Source organism: Myroides sp. DW712, from assembly GCF_046557355.1.
Classification (GTDB): domain Bacteria; phylum Bacteroidota; class Bacteroidia; order Flavobacteriales; family Flavobacteriaceae; genus Flavobacterium.
In genome coordinates, this window is record NZ_JBKFDO010000013.1 from 1 (window position 1) to 20,313 (window position 20,313).

Annotated in this window: 16 protein-coding genes, 1 tRNA gene and 1 pseudogene; 4 read left to right on the top strand and 14 right to left on the bottom strand. The window is 31.6% G+C overall.

Translation table 11 applies throughout. The features are described from left to right. The first annotated feature begins 38 nt into the window (after window positions 1-38). Both ACLJX0_RS11085 and ACLJX0_RS11090 read left to right on the top strand, forming a co-directional pair. Window positions 39-395 carry a transposase gene (locus ACLJX0_RS11085; RefSeq protein ID WP_410880486.1) on the top strand — a complete coding sequence of 119 codons (357 nt, stop codon included), beginning with the start codon at window positions 39-41 and terminating at the stop codon, window positions 393-395. A 19-nt stretch (window positions 396-414) separates the two neighbouring features. After that, complete coding sequence (locus ACLJX0_RS11090) at window positions 415-1,368, top strand: ISL3 family transposase (RefSeq protein WP_410880654.1); 954 nt, start codon at window positions 415-417, stop codon at window positions 1,366-1,368. A gap of 451 nt (window positions 1,369-1,819) precedes the next feature. Here ACLJX0_RS11090 and ACLJX0_RS11095 read toward each other — a convergent pair whose 3' ends face one another. From ACLJX0_RS11095 to ACLJX0_RS11145, 11 genes and pseudogenes are all read right to left on the bottom strand, one after another. Continuing rightward, entirely contained in the window at window positions 1,820-2,971 is a 1,152-nt protein-coding gene (locus tag ACLJX0_RS11095) for a reverse transcriptase family protein (protein WP_410880488.1), read from the bottom strand. Between the two features lie 215 nt (window positions 2,972-3,186). Continuing rightward, window positions 3,187-4,464, bottom strand: a complete 1,278-nt coding sequence (locus ACLJX0_RS11100) for a hypothetical protein (RefSeq protein ID WP_410880490.1) — start codon at window positions 4,462-4,464, stop codon at window positions 3,187-3,189. A gap of 198 nt (window positions 4,465-4,662) precedes the next feature. Further along, complete coding sequence (locus tag ACLJX0_RS11105; protein ID WP_410880492.1) at window positions 4,663-5,322, bottom strand: hypothetical protein; 660 nt, start codon at window positions 5,320-5,322, stop codon at window positions 4,663-4,665. 928 nt (window positions 5,323-6,250) lie between these two features. Next, complete coding sequence (locus ACLJX0_RS11110; protein ID WP_410880494.1) at window positions 6,251-7,525, bottom strand: hypothetical protein; 1,275 nt, start codon at window positions 7,523-7,525, stop codon at window positions 6,251-6,253. A 581-nt stretch (window positions 7,526-8,106) separates the two neighbouring features. Continuing rightward, window positions 8,107-8,424 carry a DUF6922 domain-containing protein gene (locus tag ACLJX0_RS11115; protein ID WP_283828293.1) on the bottom strand — a complete coding sequence of 106 codons (318 nt, stop codon included), beginning with the start codon at window positions 8,422-8,424 and terminating at the stop codon, window positions 8,107-8,109. A 201-nt stretch (window positions 8,425-8,625) separates the two neighbouring features. Beyond that, window positions 8,626-9,852 (bottom strand): annotated as a pseudogene (locus tag ACLJX0_RS11120) (IS5 family transposase); the annotation flags it as partial. Between the two features lie 420 nt (window positions 9,853-10,272). Further along, window positions 10,273-10,920: a hypothetical protein gene (locus ACLJX0_RS11125; protein WP_410880496.1), complete on the bottom strand. Its 648-nt coding sequence runs from the start codon at window positions 10,918-10,920 to the stop codon at window positions 10,273-10,275. Between the two features lie 14 nt (window positions 10,921-10,934). After that, complete coding sequence (locus tag ACLJX0_RS11130) at window positions 10,935-11,729, bottom strand: hypothetical protein (protein ID WP_133711962.1); 795 nt, start codon at window positions 11,727-11,729, stop codon at window positions 10,935-10,937. Then, on the bottom strand, window positions 11,726-12,451 hold the full coding sequence (locus tag ACLJX0_RS11135) for a hypothetical protein (protein WP_160339870.1): 726 nt from the start codon (window positions 12,449-12,451) through the stop codon (window positions 11,726-11,728). Before ACLJX0_RS11135 ends, ACLJX0_RS11130 begins: the two co-directional genes overlap by 4 nt. 17 nt (window positions 12,452-12,468) lie before the next feature. After that, window positions 12,469-12,897: a hypothetical protein gene (locus tag ACLJX0_RS11140; RefSeq protein ID WP_160339871.1), complete on the bottom strand. Its 429-nt coding sequence runs from the start codon at window positions 12,895-12,897 to the stop codon at window positions 12,469-12,471. Between the two features lie 8 nt (window positions 12,898-12,905). Then, window positions 12,906-14,393, bottom strand: coding sequence for a hypothetical protein (locus ACLJX0_RS11145; protein ID WP_160339872.1), 1,488 nt, complete (start codon window positions 14,391-14,393; stop codon window positions 12,906-12,908). A gap of 352 nt (window positions 14,394-14,745) precedes the next feature. Between ACLJX0_RS11145 and ACLJX0_RS11150 the strand changes: the two genes are divergently transcribed. Continuing rightward, entirely contained in the window at window positions 14,746-16,398 is a 1,653-nt protein-coding gene (locus ACLJX0_RS11150; RefSeq protein WP_313138924.1) for a helix-turn-helix transcriptional regulator, read from the top strand. A gap of 324 nt (window positions 16,399-16,722) precedes the next feature. Here ACLJX0_RS11150 and ACLJX0_RS11155 read toward each other — a convergent pair whose 3' ends face one another. Next, the gene (locus ACLJX0_RS11155) at window positions 16,723-16,884 is read right to left on the bottom strand and encodes a hypothetical protein (protein WP_410880499.1); all 162 of its coding nucleotides are present in this window, start codon (window positions 16,882-16,884) and stop codon (window positions 16,723-16,725) included. A gap of 544 nt (window positions 16,885-17,428) precedes the next feature. On the opposite strand from ACLJX0_RS11155, the gene ACLJX0_RS11160 reads away from it, so the two are divergent. After that, window positions 17,429-17,968, top strand: a complete 540-nt coding sequence (locus ACLJX0_RS11160; RefSeq protein ID WP_410880501.1) for a hypothetical protein — start codon at window positions 17,429-17,431, stop codon at window positions 17,966-17,968. Between the two features lie 302 nt (window positions 17,969-18,270). On the opposite strand, the gene ACLJX0_RS11165 is transcribed toward ACLJX0_RS11160, so the two are convergent. Next, window positions 18,271-18,355: transfer RNA gene (locus ACLJX0_RS11165), tRNA-Ser, on the bottom strand. Between the two features lie 863 nt (window positions 18,356-19,218). After that, window positions 19,219-20,241 carry a quinone-dependent dihydroorotate dehydrogenase gene (locus tag ACLJX0_RS11170; protein ID WP_410880503.1) on the bottom strand — a complete coding sequence of 341 codons (1,023 nt, stop codon included), beginning with the start codon at window positions 20,239-20,241 and terminating at the stop codon, window positions 19,219-19,221. Window positions 20,242-20,313: the final 72 nt, after the last annotated feature.

Sequence of the window (20,313 nt, forward strand, 5' to 3'; positions counted from 1 at the left end):
CAAAAGTTGGGGAGGAAGTTGTAAAATAATATCTTTGCATGATGATGGATAGCAAAGAAATACTAAAACTAATCCTACCAGCGTATTTGGTAGAGCATTTCAATATTACAAAAGTTGAAGAATTAAATAGCCGATTAGATATCTACTTCGAAGAAAAAAACGATTATGGTAATCAACTTACAGATAGACAATTAGTATCTAAGGGATTCTATCCCATGACTACCATCGAAGATTTTCCATTACGTGGAAAATCAGTCAAATTACATGTTCAGCGTCGTCGTTGGACAGATAAACAAACAGGAGAAATAATCGCTCGCGATTGGAATGTAATTGCAGAAGGAACACGAATGACCAAAGAGTTTTCGGAGTTCTTAAAAAAAATTAGCCGATACTAAAATACTTAGCTGTAAAGCAATTGGAGAATTATTTGGTATTGATGGAAAGAAATTTCAACGTCAATACAAAACCAAAACCAGTGAATTTAAAACCTGGACTCAACTCGAACATGCTAAAGATTGGTTACTCTACCCACAAAATATAACAGAAAAACTATCCATAGATGAAGTGTGCTTGTCTAAAGGAGAATTATATACCATACTTACTTCTAAAGCTGGGAAAGGCAAGAAAAACACGATTATCGCTATTGTAAAAGGAACCAAATCTGAAGTAATCATACATCACTTACTTAAACTCCCTAAATCTCTTAGGAATAAGGTAAAGGAAATCACCTTAGATATGGCTGGCTCTATGAAGCAAATAGCTAAAAAATGCTTTGCTAACGCCATACAAGTTATTGATCGTTTTCACGTGCAAAAACTTGCCAGTGAAGCACTTCAGAATATTAGAATTAAACATCGTTGGATTGAAATGGACAATGAAAACAATGCTATTATCCTAGCTAAGGCTACAAATAAAACCTATTCACCTGATATCTTGTCTAATGGAGATACAAAAAAACAGCTATTAGCGAGATCTAGACATTTACTATATAAAAGTCCTAATAACTGGACAATTAACCAAAAAGATAGGGCTAAACTATTATTTGAACTGTATCCCGAAATTGAGCAAGCTTACAAATTAACCAATAAATTAAGGAATATATACAATCAACTTATCCCTAAAGAAGTGGCAATGACAAAACTAGCCTATTGGTTTAATCAGGTAGAAAAAACAAATCTCAAACAATTTAATACTGTAGTTAAGACATTTAGTTTGCATTATGCAGATATACTCAACTATTTTAATGATAGAAGTACAAATGCTTCTGCGGAGTCCTTTAATGCTAAAATTAAATACTTTAGAATGATGTACAGAGGAGTGAGAGATAAAGCATTCTTCCTCTTTAGGTTGACTAAGCTTTTTGCTTAGTGGATATAAAAAAGGATAGATAAGATGCGACCCTTCTCCTTCCTCCGTCAGGATGACAAAAATGGAAGAGATTTTTTTATTTTTCAGGGTGACATACAGGCTGGAAAAGTTAGATAGAAAAAAAACGCCTTTTTACATAGTCCCCAACTTTTGCACCTGATCCACTTTTTCACATAGTCCCCAACTTTTGCACCTGATCCCAGAAAGCGAGCTTTCCGTTCCTTTTACAAAATAAAAAAACCGATAACTCTCGTTATCGGTTTTCTTCGCGGAGAAAGAGGGTTAGTCTCTTTTACTTCGTATGCTTTATAAATAGGGATGTTCACTTTTTTAAACTGTTGTGAGCACCTTATTCGGAAAGTTTTAAACTATGATTGGAATCGTTTCTAATAAAGCAAATATCTTAAATATATTTTAAACAGCAAATCAAAAAAAACGGTATAGTTTAATTTCATAAAAACCAATTTATTTTATTAAAATCACATAGTATTTTTTCACTTGCTTTATCATCAATTGAATGAATAAAGCAAATATGCCCATATAACCAATCATGGAATTTTATTGAATTATAAGAAGGAAATTTATCTCTATTTCTAGATAAATGTTGTTTTACACCATATTTTCTACAAAAATAGATATGTCTAGCAATTTCTTTACGATATTTTTTTGAAGTATGTACTCCGTTACTTACAGTTAGACCAGTAACATATTGTTTACTGCCTTTGTACATATAAGTTATTTTTTCCTTATTAATGTAAAAATTTTCTTCAGATATAATTTTTTCGATTAATCTTAAAGATGGTAATTTCCCTTTCTCATGTATTGAAAACGTTAGGTCATCCGCATATCTAGAATATGAAAAATTCATCTTTACAGAAAGTTTCTCAAATCGACTATCCATATTTGTTGCAACTATATTTGCTATATAGGGACTAGTTGGAGCTCCTTGTGGTAATATAGAAGGTCTTTCGTCAAATAGTTTTGAAAGAATTCTTTTTTCATTATAACTAAAATTTTCCCAATATCTTTCGTGATGTTGAGTAGTACAAAGTTTTGCTAAAGAGTAAGAAAGATTCTTGGAGTATCCCATTTTTTGAAATACTCCATAAACTCTTTTCTCTGTAATTGTATCATAGAATTTTAGTAAATCAACTTTTAATATAACTCTAGCATTAACATGAGTCAAGGCATTTTCCTTGATTGAAATACCTGTTCTAAATCCTTTACAAGAATCTCTAAGAGGGAACTTAGAAATAATATTAGATAAAAGCCATTTCTGTATATACTTTAGATCTTTATGAGGTGCCATTATTTCTCTATATCCCCTCTTTTTTTTCTTTATAAAAAAATGGTTATATTTCTTTGTTTTATAACCTTCATTCGCTTCAAATTTAAAATTATATTCTTCATTCTCTCCGATTAAAGCTTTTATATAGTTGGATTGTACTCCCATCATGATTGCTAAATGGGGTAATGAAAAAATGATTGGATAACCTCTCTTTTCTAATTTTTCAACATACTTTAAACAAGCTTGGATAAAAGCTTCTGAGCGTCCTTCTTGTTTTGCTAAGTTTAAAAATTGTTCGACTGGGAATGACTTCATAGGTTACTCTTACTTGAATGTTTAATTGTATTCTAATAAAATGATTATTTAAAAATTAATAAAAACACCCTCATAATTAATACTATTTATTAAATGTGAAATAATCATTTTAATAAAATAGATTTAGTATTTAACGACGGATTTTAATTAAGAACCCTTAAATTATCTCGATACACGGCACCGAGATTACCTGTTGCCAGATAACAAAACTAACCTTAAGTCATTCCATCGAACATTTGGGGCAAATATAAATTATTTTTGATTGCTAAATTATTAGCTGTTTCATTTCTTATCTTTTCTATTTTAGAAAGTAACTTTAGTTTATTTAAAATCTTACGTCCTTCAAGTGTAATAGTTTTATAATCTGCACTTACTAATCCTTTATTTTTTAATTCATAAAAAATATATTGCAACTCTTCTGTAGTAAGCCCTAGAATTTGACATATAAAGATATTTTCATATAATCTATCCTTTAGAAACAAAACTGTTATTGTTGCATGATTCTGTTCTCTCAATAATCTTTTTGCTTCACTTCTATTATCTTTTCTCCTACTAATAAGCTTAGTACCAACAGAAAGATTAATATCTAATTTTGTACATATATCTAAATAATATGTAATCTCTTTTTTCATTTTTTTTGCTTCGGACATTCTTGTATTTGCATTTCTTGCAAATAGAGGAAACCAACCGTTACTATTTCCCCAAATAATTGGTAAAGTATTATTTGGAGTTCCATGAAAAAAAGATATAATACTTTCACTTTGTCCATAACCTAAAGGTAAATATGAAGTAGGCGGTGGGACAACAGGTATCATTTGACCGTATTTTAAAGCAACTTTTTCTACTGTCTCTAAAGTTGTATTAGTAAATGCATTAAAAGGAGAATATAATTTATCAAATAGTTTAAATCTCTCCTCAGCAATTATTTCTATATTCGAAAAGGTAGAGTTAATTTTATTTTTACCTTCATTCATTATAATTACTGATAAAATATATAGCTTATTAATATTATTTGTAATTATAAAGTTTTGAATGTCGTTTTTATTAAATTCTTTAATAAAAGTATTACCACTACCAATAAAATCATCTAGAAAAATAATATGTTTAAATGAAGTAGGGTTTTGGATAAACTTAAGATCGTGTGTTAATAAAATTCTGTTTTCGTTAGATTTAAATGTTTTAGTGTTTTTTAGAGGATAAGTCACTAGAGTTCCACTCTTTCCCATTTTTCCATAAGGAAAGATTATTACCATATCGTGTTTAGGGATTTTTTTAAATAGTTCCTTCATTAATGATTCTAAACGATACATAAATTCTGTAAATGGTATATACTCAATAACACTCAAAATATCTAATGCGTATTTAACATCATCTTTTTCGAAATTTTCCAGCCACTTAACAATTTTAGTTGGATACAATGAATATTTCAATCTAGGTATCAAATATTCTATTTGTCTAATTGATTCTTGATTATAATCAAATACACTTCCCATTATAATTTTTACGATTTAATATTGTTAAAACTTGTACAAGGATTATATTTTATATCAATGCTTAATTTATTATGTAACATTTTATTAAACAATAGTTCACATGAATAAATAAATTATTTCATAAAACAACAACAAAGTATTTGTCTTTATATTTTAACAGTTTTTTCTTTTTTGAACGAAACCAATTGATATGAATCATTACATTGATTCATTAAATTTTTTAGTTAGTAGTTCAGATTCTATCCAATTAACAGTTAGTTTTATTAAGGTTTTTAAGTCTTCCAAATCTTTATTTTCCCACCTTTTCTCATAATGTGTATGATCATTTCCAAGCCAAATTGCTCTACTAGCTGTCGATTTAAGCCTTGCATCTTCAATGTAAGTCTTAATACAATTTGCAATTGTACTTTTTTTAATATCTTCTCCTTTATCAGGTAAATTAAAAATCAAATAATCTTTAATTAAAAACTCTAAAGCTTTTCTAAATCCTACACCACATATCTCAAACAATCCATTTTGTTCTGCAAAATAAGCTTGATTATATATACTAACAAATTGTTTAGAAATACTTTCTATCTCTTCGGAAAATGATTCTAAGGAAACATTATATTGATTCAGTCTACTGTAGTAATATTTAGCTTTATCATAAATTATATATTCAGCTACAAATGTTTGGTCACATTCAGAATTAGGACATAAGAGTGTAGAAAATATTTTTAAATTATCTTTGGTCTTGTAATCACTTCTAAATTCAGGTATTATATGTTTGTGACAATATGGACATTCACTAGGATGATTATATAAATAAGCATAAATATCTCTGTTTTGCACTAAAATTTGAAAAGGAGTTTCTTTCATATCTCATTTATTATTGATATAAATTATTTTAAAAATAAGCTTTTTCAAACATATTAAAACTTTCTCTAATTCTATTACGGAAATCCGTAAACCACTCAATATTTTGAGTCTATCAACTATTTCAACAAAACTAACGACTTCGGAGTAGTTTTCCAGCCCTCTGCAAGAGCAAGTCGTTTTGAAAGCTCGAATCTCAATTTCGAGTGCCTCAAAACATAACTTGCTGTTATCTTTCGATTACTAAATCCACCTATTTTACAAAGTAAAATCTATAGTGATTTGATATTAGTAAATCACTCACTACTTAACACTAAAATGTCAAGTATTACTATAAAAGTCACAAATTAGATTCAGCTAGTTTATGGAGTTTCTTTTTGCGCACAACCATATTTGAATAGGTAGATGGGCTGTTGCTTTGTACTGATGTATCTAAAGAAGTAAGTAATGAGGTCATTACACACAGTAGTATATAATTAGAGCTAAAAGTAGTTATTTAAGTATCTATTATGCTAGGTACAAGTATAGCTGTTCAACTGAATATGTAAAGTATTACATAGAAAAGTATATAGCTAAATACGTAATTAAACACTTAACTAAGTAAATAACTAAAGATATAGATGATCAAAGACTTACCGATATACTAAATTATACACTTTATTTGTTCTGTTTAGGAGTCGATGTAGAAGATATATCGAAATATTTTATTAAAGATTTGGAGATATTTCAATAAAGTATAGGATGTTTCTATCTACGTATGAAAAAGGGGGGGAAGCTCAAAGGGAAGAAAATTTGGATAGACACAGCTAGTGTAATATTCCCAAGTAGTTTAGTCTATGGAGTTCAGTAATACCCATAGGGTTATTAATATTGTTTATAGTTTTTGTGTTATGAAATGGGAAGTCCTTTTTTAAAGAAGATAGAGCTGTCTTCATGAGATAACTCTATCTTCTTTGTTGAATAATTGAATTATATTACTAGGATTAAACAAATCATTATCATTTAAATTCGATATTACATAATCACTTATAATATCTTGTAATTGGTCATAGTGTTTTATATTATTATTTAAAAAATATTCTATAGTATCTTTATTAGTGATATAAAGTTTGTATAAAGATGTAATAGAGTGATTAATATTTGTAACATCTTTTAATAATTTAGGTCGTATAACTTCTAGATTATATTTTGATAATTGGTAATGATCTTTACATAATGCAATAACATCTTGCCATAAATAGTAATTACTTTTAGTTAATGTTAAATTATTCACTAAAAAGAAGATAGTCTTAATAAGAATATTATAGAATTCAAAATAATTCAGGCCTCTTAAATAATCATTACCTATATAAGAAAGTATTGCAATTTCTTTTTTTAGTTCATTAGAATTATTACTTATATTGTTTTCTTCAATTGTTTTTTTATCTAATTTAGAGAATGTGTTATTTATTATAAAATCAATATTGTCACTTAAGTTATTGAATAAAGATGTTGTTATTTTTGAAAGATAAAAATCAATTTCTTCATGCTTTTTATCCCAAATCATATCTTTGGTACAATTTGAGTAATGTCTATCTCTTTCGCTTTTAAATGAAGACAATGTTTTAAGAAAGCTTTGAATGTTATGTAATAATTTGTTATCATGTTCATTTGTTTTGAAATTATATGATAGACTATATTTCACTCTATGTGAGTAATAAAAACTATTGTCCCTACCTACATTTACTGTGCAATCACTAGATTCTTCTGTTATTTTTTTTACTTTAACTATTCTAACTTTATTTGATAAAGTAGGTTTCTTAATTAACAACTCTTTAAAACTCTTTAAGTGTTTCAACTCTATATTTGTATAATGTTCTTTCAAAATATTAAGTATAGAATTAATATGATTATAGAAAAAGCTATTTAGCTCTTTAACATTATAATTGTATTCGTTGAAAGGGATATTATGGTCAGAAGACCAACATATTTGCTCCTTAAAAGCATAGGTATTTAAATTATTTGAAAAATAAACTATTAAGGTATAATCTATTTTGTAAATGCTTATTTTAAGATAATTAGGTTTTAAACCTACCTTGAAATCTAAATACGAAATATTTAATGTATCATTAATGTTATTTGGAACTTTTGTAAAAAAAAGATCTTGTAACTTGTGGAAATTTGTATAATCGTTTTTTGATTCATTATTGAAATGTCTGTTGTTCATAATATTGTTTTTGCCCAAAGCTATTATTTAAAACTCGAATTTTGTTATTTCTTTTTTCTTTTTCATCAATTCCTTTATATACATCGTTTGATGTAAATTTTTCTTAAGTACACGACAAAAACCTAAAGCAATTGATATTTAAAGGGTTGTGTTCATTTTTAGAAAGCAATAATCTTGATAGATAGTCAAGTCCAAGTTTAAAAACACTAATAATCCTATTACCATGATTCTTGATTGTGATAGGTTTAATAGCGTCAATATAGTTTCCAATCTTATAGCACCATACAAAAGCAATCATCACTAACATGACTAGTTTTTCAAGCCTATCTATTTTTTGTAAGTGTGTATCTTCTATATTAAATCCGCTAGACTTGAAGACATACAAGGAGTTATTATCCACAACGAAATGACGTTTAAATCATCAAGATGTGTCTTTGTCCTTACAAATTGAAAAATTTTCAGTATCAAAGACTAATCGTTTTTCTCCCGAAGGTCGCAAAATTAGTAAGACAATTATTTAAGATTATATTAAATAAAAAAGGTAGAATACCATCTATAGTAATTCTACCTTTTTTTATTGTTTATATCCAATGATAAGATTCAGTTTTTCTATTTTGATAACAAAGTATATCTTCTTTTCTAAGTTCTGGAAAAAATCTAATAGCTCTTTTAATAGCGTAATTAGGTAAGAACTTAATCTCCTTACATATTGTAAAAAGCACTATTTCTTTGCTATACAGTCGAACTATTTCATCTATTTCACTTTGATCTCCACGTTCAATTACACGTGCTATAATGGGAACATATGCTTTCTGATAATCAAGATTATTAATATCTGTATCCCAAAATAATTGAGTTCCTAAAGTTGAAATATCTGTTAGTTTTTGCTCTTTTTTCATATTCTAAATATATGTGATTTTATGGAGATTAAGCAACTATTTATCTCCGTATTTCTTTTTTACTAACGCCTAACTTTGTGCAATTTTTAATAAAAACATCCTTAAAAAGTCATTTTAAACATTTTATTCCAAAATAGTAAGTAGGTTATTGTATGAAAAGCTTCTGTAAAAAAAGAACCAAAAAGATGATTTACATTTGTTAATCACTCTTTTAAAATTAAATGCAGCTGCTGCTAACATAATATTGATATTATCTCCTACAATCCCTTTATAGAAGTTACGATTTAATCTATAATCTGTTTTAAGGTGACCTATTACAGGTTCTATTGCTTCTCTTTTTTTGTGAGCATTACTCAATTTCTTACGTTTGTAATAACTATCTGATTTTTTAGGTGTTGATGGAATCAGAATTTCTGTTTCTCCTACCTGTTTTTTACCTTTATAATCACGATCAACTTTTGCGATTTTAGGAGCTTTACCTGTTAGTTTTTTTACCTGCTCTAATACAGCTTCTAAGGTGTGACCGTCATATTCATTACGGAATCCCAGTGCTCCTACTATTACTCTTGAATCTGTTTTGACAAATGAGGCCTTATTGCCAAATTCATACTTCTTATGTTCTTTGCCTTTTCAGATACAGCATACTGCTTGTTCATGTAAGGAGTAAATTTTGTTCTTTGAACTCCTAGTTTAGGACAGCACTTGTTGATACATTTCTAATTCTTTATGATGTACTGAATCAGGCGCTAGTTTTCTCTGAAGTTCTCTTACAAGTCGTCCTGCTATTGTTTTTACTTTCCTGTCAGCTTTCCTTGCTTTTGCACTATTTTTAGGGTGATTTCTAAAACGCTGAGATATGGATAACTTCTTTGAATTTCGGGTATAAGTCTGTCTGACTTCTATTTTTTCTCGTTCTGTTATTGACTTACATTTTTTTATATTTTTTCTATGAAGCTTAGCATCTGTGGGGTAGGTGATGTTTTTTTCTTGAACGGTGGTATCTATATTTACATTGTCATCATCTTTATCTTCTTCATTTACACGAATACTTTCTTTTAAGATTAATTCCACTCCAGATTCTCCTATTCTATTTCGAAAATGAACTAACTCCGAAGCTTCACATGGTTTTCCTGTAGCGAAAGATTTTTCACCACAAAAATATTGGTAATAGTTGTTTTCACTCCATTGAGCCACTACAACTTCATCTGATACATTGCGAAGATGTTTTAAAATTAAAAGTCCAACCATTAATCTAATTGGTTTTGCTGGACGACCTTTTCCACTAATATATAACGGCGAAAAAGCTTGTTCAAAAACGTTCCAATCTATTTTATTAGCCAACTTATATAAGCCGTGTTTTCGATCTAAGATCTCTTCAAAAGTTGATAAAAAACTCACTTGATTTGGGATTTTATTGTGTGCTAACATTGTAAATAATTTGCAAGGTTTAGACTCGAAAGATACTAGGTCTTGCAATGTTTTTTATTAAAAAACAATCATATTACAATGATTAACAATAAGATGGGTTGTTTTTAAGGGCTGACTATTTATTTATAGATAAGTGGTTTTATCTCTTTGCTGAATGAGTTTACAAGCATCCAATATTTTATGAAAGTTCAGCATTAAAACATTACAACAATAGTCTTTATGATATAAACTATTAGCCATTGTAGCTAAAATTAAGTCAAAAGAATGATTTACTTATTTGTTCAATGGTAAATCGATTAAAGACATTCACAAATACTATGTAGAGATTCTTATATTCATCATTATTAAGATACTTCGATTTTCTTAATTCTTTCTCAGATACTTCCGAAACAGTAAGTCCTTTTTTATTCATTCTATAACCTATTTTATTAATGTGGTTAAGAGTAAGATTGAACCAAAAATTAGCAGGAGTATAGCATAGAGATAAACGGGTGGATTGTTTTTTCGTTTTCTTGCTTTTTCCATTTTAGCTAAGGCTTTAAAATAGGATTCAGACAATTCGCCTTGCGTATCTAAAGCCTTCATCTGATCCATAAAGTGTAGTACGAAACTAAAATACACCTCTGCTTCTTGTTTTCCTTCTTCATTGTTTTTGGATAGTAGATCATAAGTTATTAAAATATTATTTTTCAAACGAATCCTTAGTCCCGGAGCAGGATTATCCCAATTCAACCAAGTGAACTTCAAGTCTATCCAATAGGAGTGAATTTTTGCATAGGGAATATCTCCAAATACTTTGGATTGTATTCCTGATGGAGTAAGGTTTACGGTTTCGCGTCCTTGGCGTGTAGATTGAATAATCTTAAAAACACAATACCCACAAATCATTACTATCAAAAGGATAATAAAAAAAGTAGCTAACTCAATATAATTAGAGTTTTTAATCAAGAAAAAACTTTCAATAAGGAGTAGGGATATAAGCAGTGCAAATCCACCTATAATAGTACCAAGTAGTCTGTAAATGTATTTGACTTTGATCAATCTAAATTTAAAACTTGCTTTTTCCATCTGTTTTTAATTTTTCATAGTTCTATTTCCATGTATTTCTGTACTATTTGCTTCGTATAGGATCCAGGAATCGGAAGTTCTGTTACAGCCAATTTTATTGGATAGTTTCCAATCTGTATTATCATTTGTGGTCTATCTAATTTGATGATTCCTTTGTATTTAACTTTCAATCCTACCTCAAAAACAAAGGCAAAAGTAATTGTTCCGGATACTGTTACCTGTTTTTGTGTTCCCTGCATTAATTCCTGCTTTTGTTCCGAGAGCTGGATATAACGCACTCCATAACACAGCAGAGAGTGAGGGAGTCTAGTGATTTCTACTTCAGCATTTGTCAATATAGCTGAATTGATTATCCTATATCCTCCAGAAATGAGATAACTAAAATCAACGGAAACTTCCTCACCATTATCAAACTTGAAACTGAATCCTTGCCTGCGTCCACCTACTCCGACCAGCTGCCCTCGGATCACTTCTTTTTTAGAGTGTATTTTATCTTTTTCAAACAATATTGCTTTCTTGCGATATGCCAAGAACATCCATCGAAAAGCAAATATCGTAATCCATACCGTGAAGATAGCAAGCGTGCCAAAAATTAATACTACTAATCCTAAATCAATGATCTCCGCATCTTTTATGCTGTAACGATTTGACCGTATTTCATCATAAACCAAACGAATAAGGAGGTAGCTTAAGTAAGTTAAACAACCAGTAAGTATCAGACCTACCCACTTATTTGCTTGCGCAGAACGATAACGCATGATTAAGTCTTTTCTTTCTTTTTTGCTAAGTGTTTGTTTGTTTCTAATCATTTTTTATCTATTTTCAACTCAAATGTAAACTCACAGTCTCTACCTTCAGGATGAACTATCCGAATGTATTTCTTTTGAGATTCTTCATCCACCTCAAAATAAACTATACTGTTTTTAGCTATAGATTGTCCATTAAGTTTTGTGTTCTCGGCAATATGTGCCTGAATTGGCTTTCCCTCTTTGCTGAGAACAATTTCTCCACACACGGGCAACTCTGCTATATATTGGACATCCAGCAGATGACCTCTTATAGTTTCTTCCCTTAGATACACACTCCAATCTTTATCAAAAACAAACCCAAAAAAATCTGTAGATTCTGAAAGTGTTACCCACCAAATATCGTCTAAAGTAGCGTGTTCTTTTTTCTTAACATCAAATCTATTGCGCCATCTTATGCGTGTCCCTTTGGGTAAAGAAAGCCTAGGAAAGTCTAAATCTGTATCCAACACCGTGTTTTGTGTACGCTCTAGCTTACGATCATTGAGTTCCGCCCGCCATTTATAAAACACCTGATTGTCTAAATAAACGTAAGCACCATATATTCCTAGTATCAGGATTAATCCACCTATAAAGATCAGGAAGCCACTTCCTATCTTACCGCCTAAAGAAGTAGTAACTATAAACCACCTTTTAGCTAAGAATAGTAACAGCCCTCCTATTAAGAGGTAAACATACCAGAGCGTAATGGCAAAGTAATAGATCAAGTATAATATTCCTACCATAGTTTTCTTAATTCAGCTTATTCAATTTTTTTAAATATTACAAATCCCTGTGAGGGGATGCTCTCAAAAAGCACGATATAAGTTTGAGGAAGCACAACGTCTTTAATTCTATCAAATTTAATATCTTCATACAAAAACCAAGACTGCTCTTGATAGGGTACAGATATGCCTTCTGCTTGTGGGAAGTTTTGTGTGAAGTATCGACTGCTCCAATCTGCAGAAGAGGTTGTAAGTTTTTTGTCACTCTGTTTGTCAAACACATGGAATCTTACGGTTTGTATTTCGGAGTCATCTGTTTCAGGCTCTACAGTCAACTTGATATAATATTCTTCCAAAAAATCATCTAATATAAAGCTAGTTTGCACTTTTGCCAACTTAAGCATACCTAATACGATAATTAAAGTAGTTAACCAATGGGAACCTATATATAGTGTTTGTTTTCTCATTCGAATACTTATTGATTTTTATGTGATGTCCCTTTAATACGCTTTCTTATTTCTATTGTCTCTTGCAATTCTTTTATTGAAGAATCTGTGATTTCCTCTGGGGGAGTTTCAACTGGATCCCCATTTCCGTTATGCTTATACAGATGAAATGAAAAAGTAATATCTTGATCATTATTTAAAAATTCGACAATAGTTTTTGAGGCTATTTGAAAACTTTCTAGATCCATTCCTTCACTTTCCATAGCTATAAGATACCATTTCGGTTGAGAAGCTTGTAGCTGTTTAGAATGGCTGCGATTGTTAAACATGGGTGCATGTCGATACAGCTGCTTTTTAAGTTCTGCTTCGGATTCGAAAATAAAATGTCCAACAAATTGTAAACCTAAGTTTGAGGCAGTCTCTTTTTCCTCGCTATTGTCCAATAGAAACTTGATAGATTTAGGTTCTTTTGGCTTTCCTATTCCAGAGCTTTTAAGTTGTTTCCAAACTCCATTTTCATTTTCTAGAGACAGATAGAAGTTTCTCTCTTTCGGATGAGTCAAAAAGTTCAGGATCTGCGTATCTGTATTCAGTGCGTTCAACTGATCTAGCTCCTCAATTTTTGTACTCTTGATATAGGGAACTAAGTGAAGCTTGGCTAAGCTATCGTTGGTGTACATATATATTGCGCCCTCCTCCGCAATTGCATTTCTTAACAATACGGGATACTGGTCTATACGTTGCTGAGAATATGTCATCATATCTCTCATAGGTTTTGTCTTGTAATATTCGATTATTTTACCGCCAAAAAATCGAGCAAACAAGACAAAACCAATAATAAAGCTGAAAGGGATCACAATATTCTTTCGTAGTTTTTTCTTCCGAGCTTTAGCAATTGCCTGAATCGCTGTCTCATATTCGTTTTCCTGCGGTGAAAGAGAAGGAGAGGAGATTGTCTTTTTTGAAGAAAAACTAGTTTCTTTATTCAAATTCTGTTTATAAACCTCCCAATACCTAGTGAAATCAGATAAGAATATTAAGTACTCTTCCAGTTCTGTGTTGTTTTGGTCAGGCTTGGGGTGAAACCGAATGACTTTTTCGTTCTGTAATTTTATTTTTAGAGTTGGAGAAGCCATATTCCAATTTATCCATGGTAAGCTTTGCCTTATGCTGTAGCTATTGATGTCCTCAAATCGGATAATACCGAAGTATTGGGAATTGAAACGATTTGTTCTTAGAATTATCTTTTCAGGTTCTGCATATTTTGCACGAACTTTCCGCCATTTCCAAACACTGTAAATTATATTGCCTGTCATTGACATTAGTACAAAGCCTATTAAGTATAAGATGTAAATAGATTGACCTTGATACTTCAGTAAAAAGATGACAGGGACAACAATCATCAGTAACAAACCTCCAAACAGACTCAGCAAAAAAAAGTAGGTTGGTTGAAGTTGTGTGATATAGAAGCGATATGTTTTTAAGTTTTGCATCCCTTGACTTAGTCGTTTGTTCATACCTCAACTACCATTGTGATGATGTGGTATTAACTAATTAATATGAGCAAAAATATGTTAATAAATAGATATTATTATCATATGAAGCGTCTACAAAGTATCTACATATAAGTTTAATTATTGATTGTTAGTCTTTTACAAGTGTTAAATCGAAGGTCTATTTTTTGTTCTATATTTGACAACAATCAGAAATAGAATGAGAAGAACTTGTTTTTTTTATATATGTTTAATACAGTTCCTATACGTTGTATGGACGCCTACGTTTGCTCAAAAAGCAATAAGTGATTCGCTGGAGGTATTGCTGTCCAATTCTCAGTTAGACACCCAAACTCGAATTTTAAGGTTGTGTCAATTGGCAAATAGCATTTCATTAGCCCACCTTGATAAGGCTATTCAAACTAATAAAAAAGCCATTGTACTAGGCCAAAAACACCAATATACAGACGGTCTCTGCCTCGCATGGTCACAGCAAGTGCAGTTTGAAATGATCCAAAGGGATGGCATAGCTGCTCAGAAAGCTGCTGACAGTATGTTCTACTATGCACAAAATGCATCTAAACTTTATAAAGGAATTGCCTATTTCAGAATGGGCTATTTGCAAAATTTACAAAACAAACCTGAAGATGCATTTGAGAGTTGGGAAAAAGCTATTCCCCTACTGGAAGAGAATAAAGGACAAAAGTACTTGTCAAATATTTATTACCTAAAGTTCGGAATATATTCGGAGCGTGAAAATCAAAACGACGCAGCAAGATATGTCTGTTTAGCACTGGAAACTGCACAAAAAAGCAAAGATATAGATGCGCAGATCAAAGCTTGGCAGATTAACGGTACCCATGAAGTAGATTTATTTGAACGAAAAAGGGACACTTCTCGTCTTCAGACTGCAGAAAATGCTTTTGAACAATCCATTTCACTATACAAGCAACATGAGACTTCTATTAAGAATCCAAGTGTTGTGGCTCTTTCTGCACTGTATCTGGCGAACTTGTACCTGGAATATGATTCTTCTTTAAAGAAAAAAGAGATAATAGAATACGTGAATCTTGCTTTACGAACTTCGAAAGAAGTCAACAATATTGAGATGCAGGCTAACGGATATGCAATACTCGGCAAAATCCATATGCAGGCTGCAGATTGGTCTAAAGCCGAAAAAGCACTACTAACACAAAAGGCCTTAGCTAACTCACTGCCTTCGTCTAATTATTATTTAGAGTTGAATAACTTGGAATTGCTGGCTAACCTGTATGAAAAAAAGGGAAATACGCAAAAAGCTTTAGACTATTATCAAAAATATATAACGACTTATAAAAAAGTATTCGACTCGAAACAGACCGAAATTATTCAACAGCTGGAAGCTCAATATGAGAATGACAAAAAGAGTAAAGAATTGGAATTGCTACACCAAAAAAATGCTTTTCAAAAAAGACAGACTTGGCTGTATAGTGCCATAGCACTTATTACTATAACAGGGTTATTGTTTTTGTTTGTAGCGTATAGGTTTAAACTAAAATATGCTTTGGAACGGGAAAAGCTTCAAATTGAGGAAGCGGCAAGATTAAAAGCTGAACAAACTTTAATCGCACAGGAGAAAGAACAATTGCAAAAGGAATTGATGGTCGGGATGCTGCAAATAGAACGTGGTGCCGAATCGCTCAAGGAATTAAAAGAAAAAATAGAAACTGCCAAAAGCCAACATCCCCAGCTCAATCAATTTATCAAAGAAGAACTGAGAATCAACAATGATTTTGACCTGATCCGCTCAGAAATACAAGATATTCACCCAGATTTTTTCAAGCAATTACAGGATAAAGCCTCTGAAAAACTAACCCAAACCGATCTGCGCTATTGTGCTTATTTTTCCCTCCAATTTTCCACCAAGCAAATAGCCGAACTCTTAAATGTTGCACCCAAAAGTGTCCGCATGGCAAAATATCGTTTGAAACAAAAATTTGAATTGGATAAGGAAGATGATTTCGATGCTTTTCTTCAGGGTTTGTCGTAATTCATCAATTAACTTCCTTAATTTCAATTTCTTTAAGCGCTCTTTTGTTGAAGGAATAATATCATCATATTCTTCATAATTTTCAATCACACTTTCCAACATATTCTTTGCCAGCAGTTTATTGCCTTTGGTAGGATACGTGTCCGCAATCAAGATGAAACTCTTGGCCACACCCAGTAATCATGCTCCTCCATATTATTGACCAGATCAAAGACCATTTCCTGAGCTTTGTCCTACTGTTTGTTTTTATACTGTAGTCGTCCTATACGATAACGTGCCTCTGCATCAATAACTGTCTTGCTTATCATTGTCGCCAATTCTGTTTTACTTCATAACAAACGCTTTATCTCCTTTCTTTAGCAATGCCTGTGCACTGTACAAATGTGCCCTAGCTATGTCTTCCTCAGATAGTCGATCAAAATTCTCTATCAAATACACATACTTCTCCACTTGATCCAAGTCTCCTATATGTAGGTAATATTTCATCTTCAAGTTCTGATGTAATCTCCAGTTTTTAGAGGTGCACAATCGCTTCATTATATTCCTCCAAGTTCATGTATAACGCAGCTGCCGTCAGCAAGGTATTCTCTGTATATTTGCTCGTCCAGTCATTCAGAATAATGTTAAGATTCTTTTAGCCATTTTAAAGGCTGCTAAAGTGGTGTTTTCTGTTGACATATCTTTACTCAAACTCCATCCAATAACCTTTCTATCATATAAATCTATTACTGTATGTAGTTAGATAAATAACCCCTTCTTTAACAGCGATATAAGTAATGTCAGACACCCAGGCTTTCCCTGGTTCAGTTTGTGTAAATTGTCTATCTAAAATATTATCAACCACTAAATAATTGTGTTCAGAGTCTGTGGTTATTCTATATCGACGAGCTAATTTACTACGTAATCCTAACTCTTTCATGTACTTAGCAATAGTTAGTTTAGATATGTTACTAATATCGATTTGGATTTTTTTTATACAAATAAATTTGAATCGAAAGAACATTATTTTTACGTTTATAATCAATTACTAATGTGGTTGTTATACAAAGGTGCTAATTACTCTACTGACAATAAATATTTTAAAGGAATTAGTCGATTAGATGAACTGTTTGAACGTGCATGTTACTATCAATTATTTGATACATTTGTTGAACTAGGTTTTACTCCTATCATTGATGATAATATAAATTTTCTGAATGAAGCTAACATTTATGAAAAAGTAGTGTTTGAAAAAAATACCTTTAAAATTACTTTATATTATCAGAGCTTACCTATAAATTTAACAACAATTAAAAAGCATACAAATAATTTAAGACCTGATTTTATTATTGAGTTTGATGATTTATCTTATGTTATATTAGACGCAAAATATAAAAAACTAAATAATATAGAAAAGTATGATTATGAAAATTTAGCTTTAAAATATTTACATGGAATTGGGCCTAAAGAAGGAGGATATCTGAAAGCAATCGCTTTGTTAATTCTTTTCCTAAAAATGAAACTCACCAAAGTTACCACTCTAAAGAGGAATACTCTATTATTGGAAATAAGACAGTTTATCCATTTATAGGAAGTTTAGGACTTGATTTTGATAATTCTGATTCCAGTCTAAAGGATGTTATAAAAAGAATATTAGAAAATAAATATATAGAATAGACTTTTCCTAATGGCTTATAATAAAAAACTACCCAATTAGAAAATCTCTTGGTAGTTTAAGCCTCAATTTTTTTACTTATCCCACAACTTTTGACTGTGATCCAATATTTTGAATAAAAATATCAGTATTGACTTTTATAAAAATACCCAACCTTACATTTTTGGGTGTAAAATTGGGTATTGTTCTTGTAATTACCTGATAATCAAGGTAAACTGCGGAGAAAGAGGGATTCGAACCCCCGGACCTGTTACAGTCAACAGTTTTCAAGACTGCCGCAATCGACCACTCTGCCATTTCTCCAGTAGTCTGCTTTACTTCTGTATTGCGAGTGCAAATATAGAATAATTTGTGTTCAACACAAGGCTTTGCTAGGGATATTTGCTACTTTTTTTGTGATAAAAATGTAAGTGGCTGATGGTGAGTGGTTGATGGTTTGCTCTTTGTTGGTTGCTCTTTGTTGGTTGCTCTTTGTTGGTTGCTCTTTGTTGGTTGCTCTTTGCTCTTTGTTCGTTGAAGTCGTAACGCAGTGAAAATCGTAACGCAGTGAAAATCGTAACGCAGTGAAAATCGTAACGCAGTGAAAATCGTAACGCAGTGAAGATTCATCGAACACCAAAACCAATATAAACTAGGTGAGATAGATTCATCGAACACCAAAACCAATATTAACTAGGTGAGATATATTCATCGAACACTAAAATCAATATAAGTTAGGTGAGATAGGCAATGAGTTGCTGGGGGTTTTGTTTGGGTTTTCTTTTAGTTTTGTTCGGTAATAGTAGCTTTAAACCTAGTAAAACCGAAGTTTTGTCAAACAATTACCGAACAATTACCAAACAAAGCTAAAACCAAACAAAGCTAAAACCAAACATAGGTAACTAATTGATAAGGTATTGTTTTATGATAGAAGGAATAATAATATCTGTATTTAGCAGTATTTACTCCCTTAAATAGAAGAATAGGATATAGTTTTTTTTTGCTCATTGCTTTTTGGTTGCTTTTTTGACACTGTAGTAAAAACTGTGTAAGCTTCTAACCTCACCAAATTCGCTTACACGAAGTGTGGGAGTGGACTTCTGACGATCGATCTATAGGAACATCCGTCCTTGAAGAAGTATAGCTATAAATACAAAAAAAAACCGCTGAGTAGCGGTTTTTTTTTATTACGTATACTGTTCTAGTATTTTCTTGTTAATGGCTTTAATCAAAGCTGGACCTTCATAAATGAACCCCGTGTACAACTGAATTAACGAAGCACCGGCTTCTAATTTTTCAATAGCATCTTCTGGAGAGTGAATACCGCCAACACCAATGATAGGGAAGGCGCGGTTGCTCTTATCAGCTAAGAAGCGAATGACTTCTGTACTGCGTTTCGTTAACGGCTTTCCACTTAAACCACCCGTTTCTACTTTTTTATCTGATTTTAACCCTTCGCGACTAATCGTTGTATTGGTTGCAATAACACCTGCAATTTTCGTTTCCGCAACAATATCAATAATATCGAGCAATTGGCTATCGGTCAAATCGGGTGCGATTTTCAAGAGAATTGGTTTGCTTTTCGGCTTAGCGTTGTTCTTCGTTTGCAGCGCAAGCAACAAAGCAGTTAAGGGTTCTTTGTCTTGTAAGGCACGTAAATTGGGGGTATTAGGCGAACTTACATTCACTACGAAATAATCGACATAGGGAAAAAGTGCCTCAAAGCAGATTTCATAATCGTCAATCGCTTGTTCATTGGGCGTTACTTTGTTCTTTCCAATGTTCCCACCAATCAGCGTTCCTTTGTTTTTCTTTAAACGCTCAATCGCTTGTTCGATTCCCCCGTTGTTGAATCCCATACGGTTGATCAACGCGTTGTCTTCCACTAAGCGAAACATGCGCTTTTTCGGGTTTCCGTCTTGGGGTTTGGGCGTAATGGTACCTATTTCAATAAAACCAAAACCGAAGTTTTCTAATTCCCTGTACAATTTGGCATCTTTATCTAAACCAGCTGCTAAGCCAACGGGGTTTTTGAATGTTAATCCAAAGACCTCGCGCTCCAATCGCTTATCGTTCACTTGAAAGGTAGAGCGAATAATCGCAGATACGCCTGGAATTTTGTTGATGAATTTCAACGAGTTAAAGGTGAAATGATGCGCCTTCTCAGGATCCATAGAAAAGGCAAACGGTTTAAATAGGCTTTTGTACATAAAATGGGTGTTGTTGTGTTGTAAAATACAGGGCGAAAGTACGCTTTTTGTGCTAATTTTTGAAATCTTCTG